At 53.1% G+C, this 18,909-nt stretch carries 19 protein-coding genes and 1 other annotated feature; of the genes, 7 read left to right on the forward strand and 12 right to left on the reverse strand.

The features are described from left to right. Positions 1 to 312: 312 nt before the first annotated feature. From clpB to rluD, 3 genes are all read right to left on the reverse strand, one after another. Complete coding sequence (clpB, locus tag HFD94_RS19960; RefSeq protein WP_029519628.1) at positions 313 to 2,898, reverse strand: ATP-dependent chaperone ClpB; 2,586 nt, start codon at positions 2,896 to 2,898, stop codon at positions 313 to 315. 113 nt (positions 2,899 to 3,011) lie between these two features. Then, positions 3,012 to 3,740 carry a purine nucleoside phosphorylase YfiH gene (gene yfiH / locus HFD94_RS19965; protein ID WP_122889674.1) on the reverse strand — a complete coding sequence of 243 codons (729 nt, stop codon included), beginning with the start codon at positions 3,738 to 3,740 and terminating at the stop codon, positions 3,012 to 3,014. Next, on the reverse strand, positions 3,740 to 4,717 hold the full coding sequence (gene rluD / locus HFD94_RS19970) for a 23S rRNA pseudouridine(1911/1915/1917) synthase RluD (protein ID WP_167433491.1): 978 nt from the start codon (positions 4,715 to 4,717) through the stop codon (positions 3,740 to 3,742). Before rluD ends, yfiH begins: the two co-directional genes overlap by 1 nt. Positions 4,718 to 4,846: 129 nt before the next feature. Between rluD and bamD the strand changes: the two genes are divergently transcribed. From bamD to pheA, 4 genes are all read left to right on the forward strand, one after another. Continuing rightward, positions 4,847 to 5,578 carry an outer membrane protein assembly factor BamD gene (gene bamD / locus HFD94_RS19975; RefSeq protein ID WP_010248444.1) on the forward strand — a complete coding sequence of 244 codons (732 nt, stop codon included), beginning with the start codon at positions 4,847 to 4,849 and terminating at the stop codon, positions 5,576 to 5,578. A 281-nt stretch (positions 5,579 to 5,859) separates the two neighbouring features. Beyond that, complete coding sequence (gene raiA / locus HFD94_RS19980) at positions 5,860 to 6,195, forward strand: ribosome-associated translation inhibitor RaiA (RefSeq protein WP_003849030.1); 336 nt, start codon at positions 5,860 to 5,862, stop codon at positions 6,193 to 6,195. A gap of 101 nt (positions 6,196 to 6,296) precedes the next feature. Beyond that, positions 6,297 to 6,421: a sequence feature (Phe leader region), on the forward strand. Next, on the forward strand, positions 6,298 to 6,345 hold the full coding sequence (pheL, locus tag HFD94_RS22925; RefSeq protein WP_187507180.1) for a pheA operon leader peptide PheL: 48 nt from the start codon (positions 6,298 to 6,300) through the stop codon (positions 6,343 to 6,345). (Overlaps the previous feature by 48 nt.) A gap of 23 nt (positions 6,422 to 6,444) precedes the next feature. Next, entirely contained in the window at positions 6,445 to 7,608 is a 1,164-nt protein-coding gene (pheA, locus tag HFD94_RS19985) for a bifunctional chorismate mutase/prephenate dehydratase (RefSeq protein ID WP_010248448.1), read from the forward strand. A gap of 56 nt (positions 7,609 to 7,664) precedes the next feature. Here the strand turns inward: pheA and tyrA are convergent, their stop codons facing one another. Both tyrA and HFD94_RS19995 read right to left on the reverse strand, forming a co-directional pair. Then, positions 7,665 to 8,786 (reverse strand): bifunctional chorismate mutase/prephenate dehydrogenase, encoded by a 1,122-nt coding sequence (tyrA, locus tag HFD94_RS19990; protein WP_010248465.1) that lies wholly within the window; start codon positions 8,784 to 8,786, stop codon positions 7,665 to 7,667. Between the two features lie 5 nt (positions 8,787 to 8,791). Then, a complete protein-coding gene (locus HFD94_RS19995; RefSeq protein WP_010672116.1) occupies positions 8,792 to 9,871 on the reverse strand; it encodes a 3-deoxy-7-phosphoheptulonate synthase in 1,080 nt (359 codons plus the stop codon). A gap of 288 nt (positions 9,872 to 10,159) precedes the next feature. On the opposite strand from HFD94_RS19995, the gene HFD94_RS20000 reads away from it, so the two are divergent. Next, positions 10,160 to 10,696 carry a GNAT family N-acetyltransferase gene (locus tag HFD94_RS20000; protein ID WP_010248470.1) on the forward strand — a complete coding sequence of 179 codons (537 nt, stop codon included), beginning with the start codon at positions 10,160 to 10,162 and terminating at the stop codon, positions 10,694 to 10,696. Between the two features lie 96 nt (positions 10,697 to 10,792). Here the strand turns inward: HFD94_RS20000 and rplS are convergent, their stop codons facing one another. The 5 genes from rplS to ffh form a co-directional block, all read right to left on the reverse strand. Continuing rightward, entirely contained in the window at positions 10,793 to 11,140 is a 348-nt protein-coding gene (rplS, locus tag HFD94_RS20005; protein WP_003849035.1) for a 50S ribosomal protein L19, read from the reverse strand. A 44-nt stretch (positions 11,141 to 11,184) separates the two neighbouring features. Continuing rightward, positions 11,185 to 11,949: a tRNA (guanosine(37)-N1)-methyltransferase TrmD gene (trmD, locus tag HFD94_RS20010; protein ID WP_010248477.1), complete on the reverse strand. Its 765-nt coding sequence runs from the start codon at positions 11,947 to 11,949 to the stop codon at positions 11,185 to 11,187. Between the two features lie 35 nt (positions 11,950 to 11,984). Next, a complete protein-coding gene (gene rimM, locus HFD94_RS20015; RefSeq protein ID WP_010248480.1) occupies positions 11,985 to 12,533 on the reverse strand; it encodes a ribosome maturation factor RimM in 549 nt (182 codons plus the stop codon). An 18-nt stretch (positions 12,534 to 12,551) separates the two neighbouring features. Further along, positions 12,552 to 12,800 carry a 30S ribosomal protein S16 gene (rpsP, locus tag HFD94_RS20020; protein WP_003849041.1) on the reverse strand — a complete coding sequence of 83 codons (249 nt, stop codon included), beginning with the start codon at positions 12,798 to 12,800 and terminating at the stop codon, positions 12,552 to 12,554. A gap of 142 nt (positions 12,801 to 12,942) precedes the next feature. Next, a complete protein-coding gene (ffh, locus tag HFD94_RS20025) occupies positions 12,943 to 14,304 on the reverse strand; it encodes a signal recognition particle protein (RefSeq protein WP_010248486.1) in 1,362 nt (453 codons plus the stop codon). Between the two features lie 166 nt (positions 14,305 to 14,470). Between ffh and HFD94_RS20030 the strand changes: the two genes are divergently transcribed. Further along, positions 14,471 to 15,271 carry an inner membrane protein YpjD gene (locus tag HFD94_RS20030; protein ID WP_010248489.1) on the forward strand — a complete coding sequence of 267 codons (801 nt, stop codon included), beginning with the start codon at positions 14,471 to 14,473 and terminating at the stop codon, positions 15,269 to 15,271. Positions 15,272 to 15,286: 15 nt separating this feature from the next. After that, positions 15,287 to 16,573 (forward strand): HlyC/CorC family transporter, encoded by a 1,287-nt coding sequence (locus HFD94_RS20035; RefSeq protein WP_022623780.1) that lies wholly within the window; start codon positions 15,287 to 15,289, stop codon positions 16,571 to 16,573. Positions 16,574 to 16,634: 61 nt separating this feature from the next. Here the strand turns inward: HFD94_RS20035 and luxS are convergent, their stop codons facing one another. After that, positions 16,635 to 17,150, reverse strand: coding sequence for an S-ribosylhomocysteine lyase (gene luxS / locus HFD94_RS20040; protein ID WP_009086888.1), 516 nt, complete (start codon positions 17,148 to 17,150; stop codon positions 16,635 to 16,637). Between the two features lie 150 nt (positions 17,151 to 17,300). Then, positions 17,301 to 18,908 carry a glutamate--cysteine ligase gene (gene gshA, locus HFD94_RS20045; RefSeq protein ID WP_033770020.1) on the reverse strand — a complete coding sequence of 536 codons (1,608 nt, stop codon included), beginning with the start codon at positions 18,906 to 18,908 and terminating at the stop codon, positions 17,301 to 17,303. Position 18,909: the final 1 nt, after the last annotated feature.

The raw sequence follows: 18,909 nt of genomic DNA on the forward strand, positions 1-18,909 counted from the left end.
GAGCAGTGCGAACAGTGCGTTAGCGTCCTGTCGCGAGGTGGCGTATATTACGCTTTCCTCCTGCAGAGTCAACCTCTATTTCAGAAGTTTTTCTCCGGCGGCGCAGTCTCCTGTGCCTCCTGACCCGTTTTCCGTTGCCGGTTTGCCGTGTCAGTGGAGGCGCATTATAGGGAACGGCTCAGATAGCGCAAGTGCAAATTGAGACTTTTTTACTGACCGTTCATTTTGCACTCAAAAGGAGTATTAAATAAGCAAAAATCCCTCAAAAGGGCAAAAAAAACGGGCCAGAGGCCCGTTTTTCATTCCACACCCTTACTGATGTGCAGTAATGATGTTGTTCTCCACATCCATTTCGATGGTTTTGCCTGGCACCAGCGAACCGGCAAGGATCTGCTGAGCCAGCGGGTTCTCGATCTGCTGCTGTATCGCACGTTTCAGCGGACGTGCACCGTAGACTGGATCATATCCGTTCTCCGCCAGCAGTTTGATCGCATCATCAGAGATGTGCAGCTGATAACCCCGTTCATCCAGACGTTTGTACAGCCGCTGCAGCTGAATCTGCGCAATGGACGCAATATGTTTCTCAGCCAGCGGATGGAACACCACCACCTCATCAATACGGTTGACGAACTCAGGACGGAAATGCTGTCCGACCACACCCATCACGATATCTTTCATTTCCGGGTAGCTGAGATTGCCGAACCGCTCCTGGATTAAATCTGATCCCAGGTTAGAGGTCATAATCACCACGCTGTTACGGAAATCGACCGTGCGGCCCTGCCCATCCGTCAGACGCCCATCATCCAGCACCTGCAGCAGAATGTTAAAGACATCAGGATGCGCTTTCTCTACTTCATCCAGCAGGATGACCGAATAAGGCCGACGGCGCACAGCTTCGGTCAGATAACCGCCCTCTTCATAGCCGACATAACCCGGAGGTGCACCCACCAGCCGTGATACTGAGTGTTTTTCCATAAATTCAGACATGTCGATACGAACCATCGCATCGTCACTGTCGAACAGGAAGTTAGCCAGCGCTTTACACAACTCCGTCTTACCGACCCCGGTTGGCCCCAGGAACAGGAAGGAACCGATAGGCCGGTTTGGATCAGAAAGGCCTGCGCGACTACGGCGAATAGCATTTGATACCGCCTCAACCGCTTCATCCTGTCCGATGACCCGGCCATGTAAGTCCTGCTCCATGCGCAGTAACTTATCGCGCTCACCTTCCATCATTCGTGCGACCGGAATACCGGTCCAGCGTGCCAGAACATCGGCAATCTCCACATCGGTTACCCGGTTACGCAGTAACTTCATGGTCTTGCCTTCCGCCTGAGTCGCTGCGGCTAACTGTTTTTCCAGTGCCGGAATTTTACCGTACTGCAGCTCTGACATCTGAGCGAGGTCACCCTGGCGACGTGCCTGCTCTAAATTCAGACGCGCCTGCTCAAGTTCCGCTTTAATGTTCTGCGTGCCGGACAGCGAGGCTTTCTCTGTCTTCCACTCATCTTCCAGCTCGGCGTATTCGCGCTCTTTCTGGTTGAGCTCGGTTTCCAGCATTTCAAGACGCTTGATACTGGCATCGTCCGCCTCTTTCTTCAGCGCCTGCTGCTCCAGCTTCAGCTGAATGATCCGGCGCTCAAGGCGATCCAGTGACTCCGGCTTCGAGTCCATCTGCATACGAATGCTGGAAGCTGCCTCATCGATCAGGTCAATCGCTTTATCCGGCAGCTGCCGGTCAGCAATATAACGATGAGACAGGGTCGCCGCCGCGACAATCGCCGGGTCAGTGATTTGCACATGGTGATGCAGTTCATAACGCTCTTTCAGACCACGCAGAATGGCGATGGTATCTTCCACACTCGGCTCAGCCACAAAGACTTTCTGGAAACGACGCTCCAGCGCGGCATCTTTTTCAATGTACTGGCGATACTCATCAAGCGTAGTGGCACCCACACAGTGCAGTTCACCACGCGCCAGCGCAGGTTTAAGCATATTGCCGGCGTCCATCGCACCGTCCGCTTTACCGGCTCCCACCATGGTGTGCAGCTCGTCGATAAACAGAATGACGTTGCCTTCCTGTTTCGACAGGTCACTCAGTACGCCTTTCAGACGCTCTTCGAATTCACCGCGATATTTCGCCCCGGCCACCAGCGCACCCATATCCAGTGCCAGTACCCGACGTCCTTTCAGACCCTCAGGCACTTCACCATTGATGATGCGCTGCGCCAGCCCTTCGACAATCGCGGTTTTACCCACGCCAGGTTCACCAATCAGTACCGGGTTGTTTTTGGTACGGCGCTGCAGAACCTGGATGGTGCGGCGAATCTCTTCGTCACGACCGATGACCGGGTCGAGTTTGCCCTTCTCTGCCCGCTCGGTCAGGTCGATAGTGTATTTTTTTAAAGCCTGGCGCTGATCTTCAGCCCCCTGATCGTTCACGTTGTCTCCTCCCCGCATCTGTTCAATCGCACTGGTGATTTTTTCGCGCGTTGCGCCCGCTGCTTTGAGCAGATCGGCCAGTGAGCCCCGCGATTCCAGCGCGGCCAGAACAAATAATTCGGATGAAATAAAGTTATCGTTGCGCTTCTGTGCCAGCTTGTCGCACAGGTTTAATACCCGGACGAGGTCAGATGAGGGTTGTACATCGCCTTCGCTGCCTTCAACTTGTGGCAGGCGATCAATAGCCTGCTCAACCTGAGCGCGAAATGGCGTAACGTCGACACCGGCCGAAGTCAGTAAAGGTGAAACCGATCCGCCTTCCTGTTTGAGCAATGCGCTCATCAGATGCAGAGGTTCGATGAATTGATTGTCGTGTCCCAGAGCGAGGGACTGCGCGTCGGCGAGAGCCAGCTGAAATTTATTAGTAAGACGATCCAGACGCATAATTCCTCCCATTACAGGTCAAAATGCTACTGGAGATTAAATGAGGTCATCCCTCAAAATTTCAAGGTTAATGACCTGAGATTTGAGTAAAAAATACGCTAACTGGACCGTCTTATGGCGTAAGGTTATAACAGCCAGATCAAAGTTGCCATACGCCCGGTGATCCCATCGCGGCGGAAAGAGAAGAAATCGTCGCGCTGCGTAAAGGTACAACGGCTGCTGGCGCTGACTGAATTCACGCCCGCTGCCTGTAGTCGCATCTGCGCCAGCAGGCCGATGTCGGCGTAAAAGCGGTCACCTGATGGACGGAAAGCCTGCACAGCCCGGGGATCCTGAGCCATAAAGGCCTGACGGACTTCGGCGCCGACCTCAAACGCATCAGGTCCGATTGCCGGTCCAAGCCAGGCATGAATCTGATCAGGCGGCGAACGAAACTGCGCCAGCGTATTTTCCAGTATACCCGCACAAAGTCCGCGCCAGCCTGCATGTGCCGCCGCCACTTCCGTGCCATCCTGCGAACAGAACAGGACCGGAAGACAGTCAGCGGTCATGATGGCGCAGACGACACCGGGCTGATCGGTAATACAGGCATCAGCACGTAATGGCGTACTTTCCCCTGCAGTCAGACGCACAACCTCAGTGCCATGAACCTGATCCAGCCACTGCGGCATGGCAGGCAAACCCGCCTCTTCCAACAGCAACTGCCGGTTACGCGCCACCGCATCCGGATTATCCCCCACATGCCCCCCGAGATTCAGTGCATCCCAGGGCGATATGCTGATGCCGCCCTGTCGCTGCGTCGAGCAGGCCCGAACGCGTGACGGAGCGGGCCATTGAGGAGTAATCAGATTCATCACCAATTCAACTGGTCTTTAAATTCTTCAGTGTCTGCTTTTAACGCCGCGATGAGATCAACCATGTCCTGCGGAAGCGCAGCATGGAATTCCATTTCAATACCGCTAATGGGGTGATAGAGGCGCAACATCGTGGCGTGCAGTGCCTGACGATCGAAACCGCGCAGCGTAGTAATCAATGCTTCAGACGCGCCTTTTGGCGGACGCGGACGGCCACCGTAAAGCGGATCGCCCACCAGCGGATGGCTGATGTGAGACATATGCACACGGATCTGGTGAGTACGACCGGTTTCCAGACGCAGGCGCAGACGGGTATGGGCCCGGAAGTGCTCCATGATGCGGTAATGCGTGACCGCCGGTTTACCCATTGGGTGTACCGCCATGTGGGTGCGTTTGGTTGAGTGACGGCTGATAGGCTGCTCAACGGTGCCGCCCGCAGTCATATTGCCAATCGCAACCGCTTCATATTCGCGGGTGATTTCGCGACGCTGCAGCGAGTCCACCAGATGCGTCTGAGCCGGAACGGTTTTCGCGACCACCATTAAACCGGTGGTGTCTTTATCCAGGCGGTGTACGATGCCCGCGCGCGGCACATCCATAATCGCCGGATAGTGATGAAGTAAGGCGTTTAACACCGTGCCATCCGGATTACCGGCGCCAGGGTGAACCACGAAGTCGCGTGGTTTGTTGATGACAATAATGTCTTCATCTTCATAAACGATGTCGAGTGGCAGATTCTGCGGTTCCCAGCGCTGCGCCTCCTCGATCTCAGCGTCAATCGCGACCAGCTCGCCGCCCAGCACTTTTTCTTTGGGTGTATCGACCATGACGCCGTTTACAGTAACGCGACGATCGAGGATCCACTCTTTTATGCGAGAACGTGAATAATCAGGGAACAATTCCGCCAAAGTCTGATCTAAGCGTTGTCCGAGTTGTGATTCGGATACCGTTGCGGTGAGTTGAACTTGTTGTGCCATATACAGCTTCTTCGTTAACGTTGGGTTTTCACGGCGATGCCGTTTAATATAATGTGCTATCGTACCTGGTCATTACCGGGAGCTATACGGACAGCTTCCGCCATAACATTTGAGGATAATCACTTCGTCATGACGCGTATGAAACATCTGGTGGCTGCTGCCACACTGAGCCTGGCACTTGTTGGTTGTTCCGGCTCAAATGACGCGGTACCGGACAGCCCGCCTTCTGAAATCTATGCTACAGCGCAGCAAAAGCTGCAGGACGGTAACTTTAAAGCTGCGATTAAGCAACTGGAAGCGCTGGATAATCGTTATCCGTTCGGTCCTTATTCGCAGCAGGTGCAGCTGGATTTAATCTACGCGTACTATAAAAATGCCGATCTGCCCCTGGCGCAGGCTGCCATTGCTCGCTTTATGCGTCTGAACCCCACGCATCCGAACATTGACTATGTCATCTATATGAAAGGTCTGACGGACATGGCGCTGGATGACTCCGCGCTGCAGGGCTTCTTTGGTATTGATCGTTCTGACCGCGATCCGACGCACGCTCGTGATGCTTTCCGCGACTTTTCCCAGCTGCTGCGGAGTTACCCGAACAGCCAGTATGCGGCTGATGCTCAGAAACGCCTGGTCTATCTGAAAGACCGTCTGGCTAAATATGAGCTGTCAGTGGCGCAATTCTATACTAAGCGTGAGGCTTATGTCGCGGTTGTTAACCGTGTCGAAGGTATGATGCGCGATTATCCGGATACGCAGGCAACACACGATGCCCTGCCGCTGATGGAGAATGCTTACCGCAATCTGCAGCTGAACGCTGAAGCCGATAAAGTGGCGAAAATCATTGCAGCTAACAAAAGCTGATAGTCAGACAGATTCTAAGCCATAAAAAAAGCAGCCTCTCAGGGCTGCTTTTTTTTGCTCACAGAACAGTCAGATTTGGATCTGTTCTCAGCGAGCTAACTCATCAAGCATGCCGTGTTAATCGTTTCGCTTCAAGCCATTTCGGCCAGTTTCTCTGCCTTTCTCACAGAATGTTGTGACTGACAAAAAGTGACATTTTTTCGTGATCGAAATCCCACATTGAACGCTTTTTCGCGCTATGCTGAGAAGACCAAGACGGAAATGACAGAGAGGTAAGAACGATGATTCTGAACATTACCAGTAAACAAATGGACATCACTCCGGCAATCCGAAGCCATGTTGAAGACCGTCTCGCCAAGCTCGAAAAATGGCAAACCGACCTGATTAATCCACATATTGTCCTTTCCAAAGAGCCCAAAGAATTCGTGGCTGACGCCACTATTAACACACCTAACGGGACTCTGGTGGCCAGCGCCAAGCACGATGATATGTATACCGCTATCAACGATTTGATTGCCAAGCTCGAGCGTCAGCTGAATAAAGTTCAGCACAAGTCTGAAGCACGCCGCGCCAGTGCCAGCGTGAAAGACATCATTCCCGCCGACGAAGAGTCCTGATTTTCTTAACGCTGTTTCTTAACGCGCCTGCGGGCGCGTTTTTTATTGACAGCTTTTAAGCAGTACGGTTACTCTCAGGTCACTCTCTTTTCGGACATTACCATGAAACTTGATCTGTTTTTCTTCGCTTTCTTTTTTACCTTCCCCTGAACGGGAGGCCATTCGTCGTGTGAAAATGAAAGCGAAGACGAACACCAAAGCCTCCCAACCGGGAGGCTTTTTTTTTTGGATAGCATACAGGTGAGCCCTATGAATCCCGATAATCCATTGCTGGCGCTACGCGATAAAATCAGCGCCGTGGATAAAAAACTTCTGACGCTGCTGGCCGAGCGTCGTTTGCTGGCAGTGGAAGTTGCACAAGCGAAACTGGCGACGCATCGCCCGATTCGGGATGTGGAGCGCGAACGCGCGCTACTGGAGAATCTCATCGTACTGGGTAAGGCACACAACCTGGATGCGCACTACATCACCCGTCTGTTCCAGCTGGTAATTGAAGATTCCGTGCTGACTCAGCAAGCGCTGCTGCAAAAAAACCTCAACCATCCCCATGCGCATGCCGCCCGTATCGCCTTCCTGGGCCCGAAAGGCTCTTATTCGCATCTTGCAGCACGCAACTACGCGTCGCGCCATTTCGATAGCATGGTGGAGTGTGGCTGCCTGAAGTTTCACGACATCATCAAACAGGTCGAAAATGGCGTAGCTGATTACGCCGTGATGCCGATTGAGAATACCAGTTCAGGCTCGATCAACGATGTCTACGATCTGCTGCAACAGACCAGCCTCTCAATCGTGGGCGAGCTGACATTGCCTATCGACCATTGCGTATTGGTGAATGGCCCCACCGATCTTCAGCAGATTGAGACGGTTTACAGCCATCCTCAACCGTTCCAGCAGTGCAGCCAGTTTATTAATCGTTTCCCGCACTGGAAAATCGAATATACCGAGAGTACTGCGGCAGCGATGGAGAAAGTGGCTGCGCTCAACTCACCTAAGGTGGCGGCGCTGGGCAGTGAGGCCGGCGGCGAACTCTATCAGTTGCAGGTGCTGGAACGTAATCTGGCGAATCAGCAGCAGAACCACACCCGCTTTATCGTGCTGGCCCGCAAAGCAATCGAGGTTTCTGACCAGGTGCCAGCGAAAACCACGCTGATTATGGCAACCGGCCAGCAGGCGGGTGCGCTGGTCGACGCGCTGCTGGTACTGCGTCAGCACAACCTGATTATGAGCAAGCTGGAGTCCCGCCCGATTAATGGTAATCCGTGGGAAGAGATGTTTTACATAGATGTGCAGGGCAACCTGCAATCAGAGCGGATGCAGCAGGCGCTGCAGGAATTACAGACCATGACCCGCTCTCTGAAGGTACTGGGCTGTTACCCCAGCGAAAATGTGGTGCCCGCTGAACCTGGCGAATAAAAAGAAGAAAAAAGGCATCCAACTGGATGCCTTTTTCATTGATGGATGGCTGTCATTTATGGGCGGCTGTCATTGGCCGATCGCAACAGGCTTCGGCTTTCGACCAGGAAGCGTTTTGCGTGATCGCCAAACCACTGTTCAACCCGGTTAAAGCTGGCGATAAACGCCTGCTTGTCGCCCTGCTCCAGCAGCGCAATCGCTTCACCAAACCGCTGGTAATAGCGTTTTATCAGCGCCAGATTACTCTCTGAAGACATGATGATATCCGCATAGAGTTGCGGATCCTGAGCGAACAACCGCCCCACCATCGCCAGTTCAAGCCGGTAAATGGGCGACGAGAGCGCCAGCAGCTGATCCAGATTGACGTTCTCTTCGGCTAAATGCAGACCATAAGCGAAGGTAGCAAAGTGACGCAGCGCCTGAATGAATGCCATGTTCTGGTCATGCTCAACAGCGCTGATACGATGCAGACGCGCACCCCAGACCTGAATCTGCTCCAGGAACCACTGATACGCTTCCGGTTGTCTTCCATCACACCAGACCACCACCTGTTTTGCCAGGCTGCCGCTGTCCGGGCCAAACATCGGATGCAGACCCAGCACAGGCCCGTTATGGGCAGCCAGCATTGCCTGCAGAGGCCGGTTTTTGACCGACGCCAGATCGACCAGAATACAATCTTCCGGCAGTGGTGGCAGTTGGGCAATCACCTGCTCGGTCAGGTGAATCGGCACGCTAATGATCACCATTCCGGCATCGCTGAGCAGAGTCTCAGCCTGAGGCCAGTCCTCTTTATCCAGCGTTTTAACCGTGTAGCCTGATAGCCCGAGCATTTTTTCAAACAGCCGGCCCATCTGGCCCTTACCACCGACAATCACCACCGGGCGCAGTTCAGGACAGAGGGTTTTAAAGCCTTTGTCATTCTCGCTGGTATAGGATTCCCGCATCACGCGACGCAGCACATCCTCAATCAGATCCGGTGGGACGCCGAGCGCTTCGGCCTCTTTACGACGGGAAGCCAGCATCGACGCTTCACGCTCAGGCACATAGATAGGCAGGCCGTAACGGCTCTTCACTTCACCTACTTCGGCCACCAGTTCCAGTCGCTTAGCCAGCAGATCCAGCAGCGCTTTATCAACACTGTCAATTTGATCGCGTAACGCGGTCAGTTCAGCCACCATTGCTCTTACACCTCTTGTGACAGACGCGCCGACAGCACTCCCTGCAGATCCTGATGCATTTCACGCAGCAACGTTTCGGTCACTTCCCAGTTGATGCATGCATCGGTTACGGAAACGCCATACTTCATTTCGCTGCGTGGCTGTTCAGAAGACTGGTTACCTTCATTGATATGGCTTTCCAGCATCAAACCAATGATTGAACGGTTCCCGTCTTTGATCTGCGCAATAGCGGATTCCGCTACGCCAGGCTGACGGCTGTAGTCTTTGTTCGAATTACCATGGCTGCAATCTATCATTAAGGCTGGACGCAGTCCCGCCTTGAGCATCTCTTTTTCACACTGCGCGACATCTTCAGGACCGTAGTTCGGCGCTTTGCCGCCACGCAGGATCACGTGACCATCCGGATTGCCCTGAGTCTGCAGCAGGCAGACCTGACCGGCCTGATTAATCCCGACAAAACGGTGTGGCATTGCGGCAGCACGCATGGCGTTGATTGCCGTTCCCAGACTGCCATCGGTGCCATTTTTAAAGCCTACCGGCATCGACAGGCCCGAGGCCATTTCACGGTGCGTCTGCGATTCAGTGGTACGTGCGCCAATGGCAGACCAGCTGAACAGGTCGCCCAGATATTGCGGACTATTGGGATCCAGCGCTTCAGTGGCCAGAGGCAAACCCATTTCAACCAGGTTCACCAGCAGCTGGCGCGCAATGTGCAGACCCGCTTCCATATCAAACGAGTTATCCATGAAAGGATCGTTGATCAGCCCTTTCCAGCCGACGGTGGTACGAGGTTTTTCAAAATAGACGCGCATCACGATAAAGAGCTGATCTTTCAGCTGTTCAGAAAGGGTTTGCAGACGACGAGCATAGTCCAGTGCCACTTCGGTATCGTGAATTGAGCAGGGTCCGCACACCACCAGCAGACGCGGATCGCGGCCGGCAATAATGTCAGAGATAGTCTGGCGCGACGCCGCGACCTGATCCTGCTGTTCAGTGGTCAGTGGAAACTTCGCTTTCAGCTCTTCAGGCGTGATTAATACCTGTTCACCGGCGATATGCACATTGTTCAGCGCGTCTTTTTGCATGATGGCGATCCTTTGGCTCGTATTGGCAGTCATGGACTCCTCACTGAGGAATGCAAATACTGTATCACAGACAATACATAGCGCAATATTATATGTACACTTTTATTACCACGGATGAAGAAGGGTGCGAAATATACTTAAAATAAACAATAAAATCATGAATATAATAAAAACCCCAACCACAAAAAACCAAAGACAATTGTACAAATAAGTTTACAGTTAAGGTTATTGCCTTTCTTCTACCCACAGGCAGAATAAAAGAATCATTCTGTTCGCGCTGAGAGAGTTATGTACCCATCACCACAAAATATTTATCTGCGACCTTTTGAGCTCAGCGACGTATCTGCGTTTACCACTGCGGTTAATGCCTCGCTGGATAGCCTTATCCCATGGATGGTCTGGGCGCATCACGATTATCAGCCTCATGAAGCAGAAAGCTGGATCCGCTTTACCCACTGGCAACGGATGAAAGAGGAAGCGGAAGAGTTTGCCATCGTTGATCAGCATGACCAGCTGCTGGGGGGCGCAGGAATACGCTTTGCCCGTCATCCGGGTGACACCAGCGCAATTGGCTACTGGGTTCGCAGTGATGCACAGCGTCAGGGAATCGCCAGCCGCGCGGTGGCCGCGTTGCTGCCGCTGGGGTTTTCACGCCCAGAGACCCGGGTGATTGAGATTCTGGCAGCAGAGGATAACCTGGCCAGTCGGGGCGTGGCTGAGAAGTGCGGTGGTCAGTTCATTGGCTGTCGCTATGGCCTGATCGTATTAGAGGAAGGGCCGGTTAATACCGCGATTTATCATTTTCAGCGGCCGGACGACGGTTAACTGCAGGCAGTAAGGTTGACTGTGACATAAAAAAGGGGCTGGCAGATGCCAACCCCTTGTTTGCTATTAACTTTTAGATGTCGCGTTAGCGATACCTTAGTTAAGACGCTCTTTAATACGAGCAGACTTACCAGTACGCTCACGCAGGTAGTACAGTTTGGCTTTACGCACAGCGCCACGACGTTTAACAGCGATGCTGTCAATTACAGGTGAATGAGTCTGGAATACACGCTCAACGCCTTCGCCGTTAGAAATTTTGCGAACAGTGAATGCAGAGTGCAGACCGCGGTTACGGATAGCGATAACCACGCCCTCGAATGCCTGCAGACGTTTTTTAGAACCTTCAACGACCCATACTTTCACTTCCACGGAATCACCCGGGCGGAAGGAAGGTACGTCCTGTTTCATCTGCTCTTGTTCAATTTGCTTGATAATGTTGCTCATAATTAAATCTCATATCCTGGGTAAACTGATAGTCGGGGAAGAGCTTACTCTTCCACATCATCGTTTTGTTGCTGCTGAGATTCCCGCTGGAACTCATTCAGCAACCTTGCTTGCTCTTCAGTCAGAGCCAGGTTTTCCAGAAGTTCAGGTCTTCTCAGCCAGGTACGGCCTAGCGACTGCTTCAGACGCCAGCGGCGGATATCAGCATGGTTGCCTGACAGTAATACTGCCGGGACCTCCACGCCGTCTAACACTTCAGGTCGGGTATAGTGCGGACAATCCAGCAAACCTTCCGAGAACGAATCCTCATCGGCTGACGCCTGCTTGCCGAGCACGCCAGGAATAAACCGGGCGACTGCGTCAATCATCGTCATCGCTGGCAGTTCCCCGCCGCTGAGAACGTAATCACCGATTGACCATTCTTCATCAATTTCGGTCTGGATTACGCGCTCATCAATCCCTTCATAACGGCCACAGACCAGAATTAACTTGTCCCGTGCCGCCAGTTCGCAAACGCCCTGTTGGTCCAGTTTGCGACCCTGAGGTGAAAGATATATCACCCTGGCCCCATCACCTGCCGCTGCTTTCGCTGCGGAGATGGCATCCCGTAAGGGTTGTACCATCATCAGCATTCCCGGTCCGCCGCCGTAAGGACGATCATCCACGGTACGGTGCCGGTCGTGCGTGAAGTCACGAGGACTCCAGCTCTGAATGCTGAGCAGACCGTTTTTTACAGCCCGGCCAGTTACCCCGTAATCGGTAATAGCGCGAAACATTTCTGGAAACAGGCTAATAACACCAATCCACATTGTATTCGCCGTTACGTTACCGTTCGATTCGGAGATCAAAAACCAGGATCCCAATCTACCTCAATGATGCCAGTAGAGAGATCGACTTTCCTGATAACCTGTTCATCAAGAAACGGAATTAACCGCTCCTGAGCACCGAATGCATCCTTCAGGTTTGCCTTAACGACGAGAACGTCGTTCGAGCCGGTTTCCATCATATCGATGACTTTACCCATCTCGTAGCCTTCAAGGTTAACTACCTGGCAGCCCATAAGGTCTTTCCAGTAGTAGTCGCCCTCTTCCAGCGATGGCAACTGCGTCGAGTCAACCTGAATTTCGCAATTGGTTAACTGAGCCGCCGCATCCCGATCTTCAATGCCTTTGACTTTGATGATCAGGTCCTGATTGTGGTGCTTCCAACCGTCCAGTTCGACCTGCTGCCATTTACCGGCGCGCTGGATGAACCAGGGTTGGTAGTTGAAGATGCTTTCAGCGTCTTCAGTGGAGGAAAACACTTTGAGCCAGCCGCGAATACCGTAGGCGGCTCCCATCTTACCCAATACAATCGGGTTAACAGGAGGCTGTGCGGCAATTTGTCTGCTCATGCTCACCACCGTGACAGATTAAGCTGCTTTCTTAGCTTCTTTGACCAGCGCGTTAACGCGATCAGAAAGCGTTGCGCCCTGGCCAACCCAGTGCTCGATACGATCCAGATCAAGACGCAGACCTTCAGCCTGACCAGATGCGATCGGGTTGAAGAAACCAACGCGCTCGATAAAACGACCGTTGCGTGCATTGCGGCTGTCAGTGACGACGACCTGATAGAACGGACGCTTTTTAGCGCCGTGACGTGCCAAACGAATTGTTACCATAACATCCTCTTCAGTTAATAAAACACCCGGCCCCCATCGAGGAACGGGGTCCGGGTGCTGTATAAAAAGCCCGAAAATTTTACTCATTTTGGCGAAAAAAGCAACCTAAACCGTGCCATTTCGGGCTTTTTTGTGGAACGCTTTAGCGGCCAGGAAAACCTGGCGGCATCATACCCTTCATGCCGCGCATCATTTTCGCCATACCGCCCTTCTTCATTTTCTTCATCATACGCTGCATATCGTCAAACTGCTTCAATAAGCGGTTAACGTCCTGCACCTGCATACCGGAGCCGGTCGCAATGCGGCGCTTGCGTGAGCCTTTGATGATCTCTGGTTTTTCACGCTCTTTGCGTGTCATCGAGTTGATGATCGCTTCCATGCGCACCAGCACTTTGTCATCCATCTGTGACTTCACATTGTCAGGCAACTGTCCCATACCGGGCAGTTTGCCCATCAGGCTGGCCATGCCGCCCATGTTGCGCATCTGCTTCAGCTGCTCAAGGAAGTCGTTGAGATCAAAACCGTCGCCGGTTTTCAGCTTCTTAGCCAGTTTCTCAGCCTGATCGCGGTCAACCTTGCTTTCGATATCTTCGATCAGTGACAGCACGTCACCCATGCCGAGGATACGCGAAGCAATACGCTCCGGATAGAACGGCTCAAGTGCATCGGTTTTTTCACCGACACCCATAAATTTAATCGGCTTACCGGTGATATGACGAATCGACAGCGCCGCACCGCCTCGTGCATCACCATCGACTTTGGTCAGGATAACACCGGTCAGCGGTAGCGCTTCATTAAAAGCTTTAGCCGTGTTTGCCGCATCCTGACCGGTCATGGCATCGACCACAAACAGCGTTTCTACCGGATTGATCGCGGCATGAACCTGTTTGATTTCGTCCATCATCGCTTCGTCAACGTGCAGACGACCGGCGGTATCCACCAGCAGTACATCGTAGAACTTCAGGCGAGCTTCACGCAGCGCATTGTTAACGATATCGACCGGCTTCTGGCTGAGATCGGATGGGCAGAAATCCACACCCACCTGCTGTGCCAGCGTTTCCAGCTGTTTGATTGCCGCCGGACGATAGACGTCGGCAGAAACCACTAAGACTTTCTTTTTGTGCTTCTCACGCAGGAACTTACCCAGCTTAGCGACGCTGGTCGTTTTACCGGCACCCTGCAGACCCGCCATCAGCACCACGGCTGGCGGCTGAGCAGCCAGGTCGAGTGCATTGTTCTCTGCACCCATCGCCGTAACCAGCTCGTTACGAACGATTTTGATAAACTCCTGACCTGGAGTCAGACTTTTATTCACATCATGGCCGACCGCGCTCTCTTTCACACGGTTGATGAAGTCACGCACTACCGGCAGCGCAACGTCAGCCTCAAGCAGTGCCATGCGCACTTCACGCAGGGTCTCTTTGATGTTCTCTTCAGTCAGCCTTCCGCGGCCGCTGATGTTTCGCAGGGTTTGCGACAAACGATCGGTTAAATTATCAAACATGGTCTCTCACTAAAAAAAAGATCGCGAGGCGCCTGATCGGCAGAATGCGGCGGATTATAACACGAAGCCTCAGCGATCTCTGCAATTGCCCCTCAGATCGTTTGGAGCCTGCTTCGGCTGGCGCTATACTGCCTTTTTCCTTATCTGACTGAACCTGAAAGGATCTATGTTCGTTTTCGCGATAGTGGCGCTATTCGCCTACTCCTTAAGTCTTGCCCTGATCATTCCCAGCCTGTTGAAACGTAACGGCGGCTGGCGGCGAATGGCGATGCTCTCTGCCTGTGTGGCGCTGGTGACACACGCGGTGGCCTTGCAGCAACGCATATTTGCTGTTGATAGCGGACAGAATTTAAGCCTGCTCAACATAGGCTCGCTGGTCAGCCTGTTGATTTGCGCCATCATGACCATTGTGGCGTCACGCAACCGTGGCTGGCTGCTGCTGCCGATTGTTTACAGCTTCGCGCTGATCAATCTGGCCTTCGCCACTTTTGTGCCCAATGCGTTCATCACCCATCTGGAAACCACGCCAGGCATGATGATTCATATCGGCCTGTCGCTGTTCGCCTACGCGACGCTGATTATTGCCGCGCTCTATGCACTGCAGCTGGCGTGGATCGATTACCAGTTAAAAAACAAGCGCCTGGCGTTCACACAGGATATGCCGCCGCTGCTGACCATTGAACGTAAAATGTTTCACATCACCCAGGTGGGCGTCGTCCTGTTGACGCTGGTGCTCTGCACCGGTCTGTTTTATATGCAGGATCTCTTCAGCGCAGAAAACGTCGATAAAGCCGTGCTCTCTATCATCGCGTGGTTTGTTTATATCGTTTTGCTCTGGGGGCACTATCATGAAGGCTGGCGTGGTCGCCGCGTCGTCTGGTTTAACTGCAGCGGTGCGGTGCTGTTAACCATGGCTTACTTCGGCAGTCGCATCCTGCAGCATCTGCTTGTCCCCACCTCTCGTTAAAAAGGAAGTTCTGCGTTGGAGAATGTTTCAACCACCACGCTGATTATTATTCTCTGCGTCATGGTACTGGTTTCCGCCTGGTTTGCCGGGTCGGAAACCGGAATGATGACGCTTAACCGCTATAAGCTGCGCCATCAGGCCAAAAACGGCAGTCGCCCCGCACGCCGGGTGGAGAAGTTACTGCGTCGCCCCGACCGGTTGCTCAGCCTGGTATTAATCGGCAATAACCTGGTGAATATTCTGGCTTCCGCACTTGCCACCATTGTTGGCATGCGTATTCACGGTGACGAAGGGGTTGCGATCGCAACCGGTATCCTGACCTTTGTGGTGCTGGTATTTGCTGAAGTGCTGCCGAAAACAGTGGCGGCCCTCTATCCCGAACGCGTCGCCTTTCCCAGCAGCCTGCTGCTGGTCCCGCTGCAATACATCATGCTGCCGCTGGTCTGGCTACTCAACACCATTACCCGTCTGCTGATGAGGATGGCGGGTATCCGCGCTGACGGTGCCATTAACTCCGCGCTGAGCAAAGAGGAGTTGCGTACCATCGTCTATGAGTCACGTAGCCTGATGTCACGCCGTAATCAGGACATGCTGCTCTCCGTGCTCGACCTGGAGAAAGTCAGCGTTGATGACATCATGGTTCCGCGTAACGAGATCGTCGGCATTAATATCAACGATGACTGGAAGTCGGTGGTGCGCCAGTTGAGCCACTCGCCACACGGCCGCATTGTGCTGTTCCGGGACTCGCTGGATGACTGCGTCGGCATGCTGCGGGTGCGCGAAGCCTGGCGCATGATGACGGAGAAAAAAGAGTTCACCAAAGAGACGCTGCTGCGCGCCGCCGATGAGATCTACTACATCCCGGAAGGGACACCGCTGAACACCCAACTGGTGAAGTTCCAGCGCAACAAAGAGAAAGCGGGCGTGGTGGTGGATGAGTATGGCGACATCAAAGGGCTGGTGACAATAGAGGACATTCTGGAGGAGATCGTGGGTGACTTCACCACCTCCATGTCACCATCACTGGCAGAAGAAGTGATGCCGCAGAATGATGGGTCCGTGCTGATTGAAGGCAGCGCCAGTGTGCGTGAAATTAACAAGGCGTTTAACTGGCAACTGCCAGAGCAGGAAGCGCGCACCATCAACGGCATGCTGCTGGAAGCGCTGGAAGAGATCCCTGCCATCGCCACCCGTGTTCAGATCGGCCACTACAACGTCGATATTCTGGACGTGCAGGACAACATGATTAAACAAGTGCGCATCACGCCGAAGACGCCACTGAAAAAATCGGTAGGTTCCTGAAGCGATAAAAAAACGCCGCAATCGACATGATGCGGCGTTTTTTTTAGCAGCAAAGCCCTGACTAGATGTGCAGTTCTTTCAGCTTTTCAGCAGGCAGTTTCAGATCTTCGTTGCGGTTAACACCGATCTCATGCGCCAGCACATTGCGGGCGATCTGCTGCGCTTCATCCAGTGAGTGCAGCTTGTAGCTGCCGCACTGGTATTCATTCAGCTCAGGGATCTGGTTCTGATCTTTCACTTTCAGAACATCTTCCATCGCCCCTTTCCACGCTTTGGCAACGCGCTGCTCGTCTGGTGTACCAATCAGGCTCATGTAGAAGCCGGTGCGGCAACCCATTGGCGAGATATCGACGATTTCCACACCATCACCATTCAGGTGATCACGCATGAAGCCGGCAAAGAGATGCTCCAGCGTATGAATGCCACGCTCAGTGAGAATATCAATGTTCGGGCGGCAAAAACGCAGGTCAAAAACGGTAATCGTATCGCCATGCGGAGTCTTCATGGTTTTCGCCACGCGAACTGCCGGTGCGCCCATGATGGTGTGATCAACGGTAAAACTGTCCAGTAGTGGCATACGTCACCTCCTGTTCTGAGAATTTTTTTTAAAACGATGAAACTTTTCTGTTCGCCCAACGTCTGAATATATGAAAGACGCGCATTTGTTATCATCATCCCTGACAACAGAGATGTTAATTTGGCCACATTGATGTGGCCTTTTTCTTTTCTACCCTTCCCGGCTCGCCAGATACGCTTCAAAATCCAGCTTATCATTCGCTTCCAGCTGCTGCTGTGCAGCAACAGACGCCTGCGCCTGACGCGTGAAATCTTCTTCTGTCAGCACTTCCAGCGGCTCTTCGCAGAGCAGATGGCGATACTGTTCAGCCAGCGCCACGCCGGTTCCGGTTACACCGTTGTCCTTCATTGCCTGAAGGATGCGCGCTGAGTAGGTTAGCTCAGGATCGTCGAACGATGCTACCAGTTGATCGCAAACCTGCTGATATTCCGTGCTGTCCTGATTATGACTGTCTAACACTTCAGCAACCCGACGCAGATCGGCAAACAAGGTTTTGCCCACTTCAACCAGCGAATGTTCCGCTTCTCCGCAGCCTACGGCAATTTTCTGGTCCGGTTTACGCCCTTCCAGCACAACCCGGTTCCAGTTTATACGGGTGCATTGCAACTCATCTGCACTCATTTCCGGCGCATCGGCCAGGGTACACCAGATCAGGAACAGGTCGAGGAAGCGAACCTGATTCTCATCTACGCCGATCGCAGAGAACGGGTTGATATCCAGCGATCGCACTTCAATGTACTCAATACCACCACGCAGCAGCGCATCAGAGGGCGCTTCACCCGACCGTGTCACACGCTTAGGCCGGATTGGCGCATAGAGCTCGTTTTCAATCTGCAGCACGTTGGTGTTGAGCTGCAGCCAGTTACCGTCGGCATCTTTAGTGCCCATCGCTGCATACTCTTCTGACGGTGTCTTAATCGCTTTCTTCAGCGCGGTGACATAGCCTTCCAGTGAGTTAAACGTGATGCCCAGAGAGCTCTGCGATTTATTGGTGTAGCCTAAATCGCTCAGACGCAGTGAGGTGGCATACGGCAGCCACATCGTGTCTTTGTCGTTGGTTTCGAACGGCAGCGCGCTCTCACGGCCCTGCAGGAAGCTGGAGCTGATAGCAGGCGATGCGCCAAACAGATAGGGGATGACCCAGCCGAAGCGATAATAGTTGCGGATCAGCCGCAGATAGCCCGCCGAGATCGTCTCTTTTCCGCTTTCCTTATCTTTCACGTCAGCCCACTCCTGCCAGAATGAGAGTGGCAGTGAGAAGTTATAGTGAATGCCGGAGATGGTCTGCATCAACGCGCCGTAGCGGTTTTTCAGCCCTTCGCGGTAGAGCGTCTTCATCTGACCAATATTGGACGTGCCATATTGCGCCAGCTCAATATTGTCCGCATCGTCAATCACGCACGGCATACTAAACGGCCACATGCGTTCATCACCCAGTTCACGGGCAACGTGACGATGAATATCGCGCAGGAATGCCAGCATATGATCAATGCTGTGATCCACTGGCGTAATAAATTCCAGCAACGTTTCGGCAAAGTCAGTGGTGATCCAGTCATGTTTCAGCGCCGACCCCAGAGATTCCGGGTGGCCGCTTTTTGCCAGCTCGCCATTTGCCTGTACACGCAGCGTTTCACGCTCGATGCCACGGCCAATACCTTTAAGGGCATTGGGATGCGCTTCCAGCCAGGAGAGCGCTTTAGATACGTCCGGGATCACATTACCCCCCCGCTGTGATAATAATTTATTTTTGTTCAGCATA

The sequence above is a fragment of the Pantoea sp. EKM20T genome (assembly GCF_011800485.1).
GTDB classification, from domain to species: domain Bacteria; phylum Pseudomonadota; class Gammaproteobacteria; order Enterobacterales; family Enterobacteriaceae; genus Pantoea; species Pantoea agglomerans.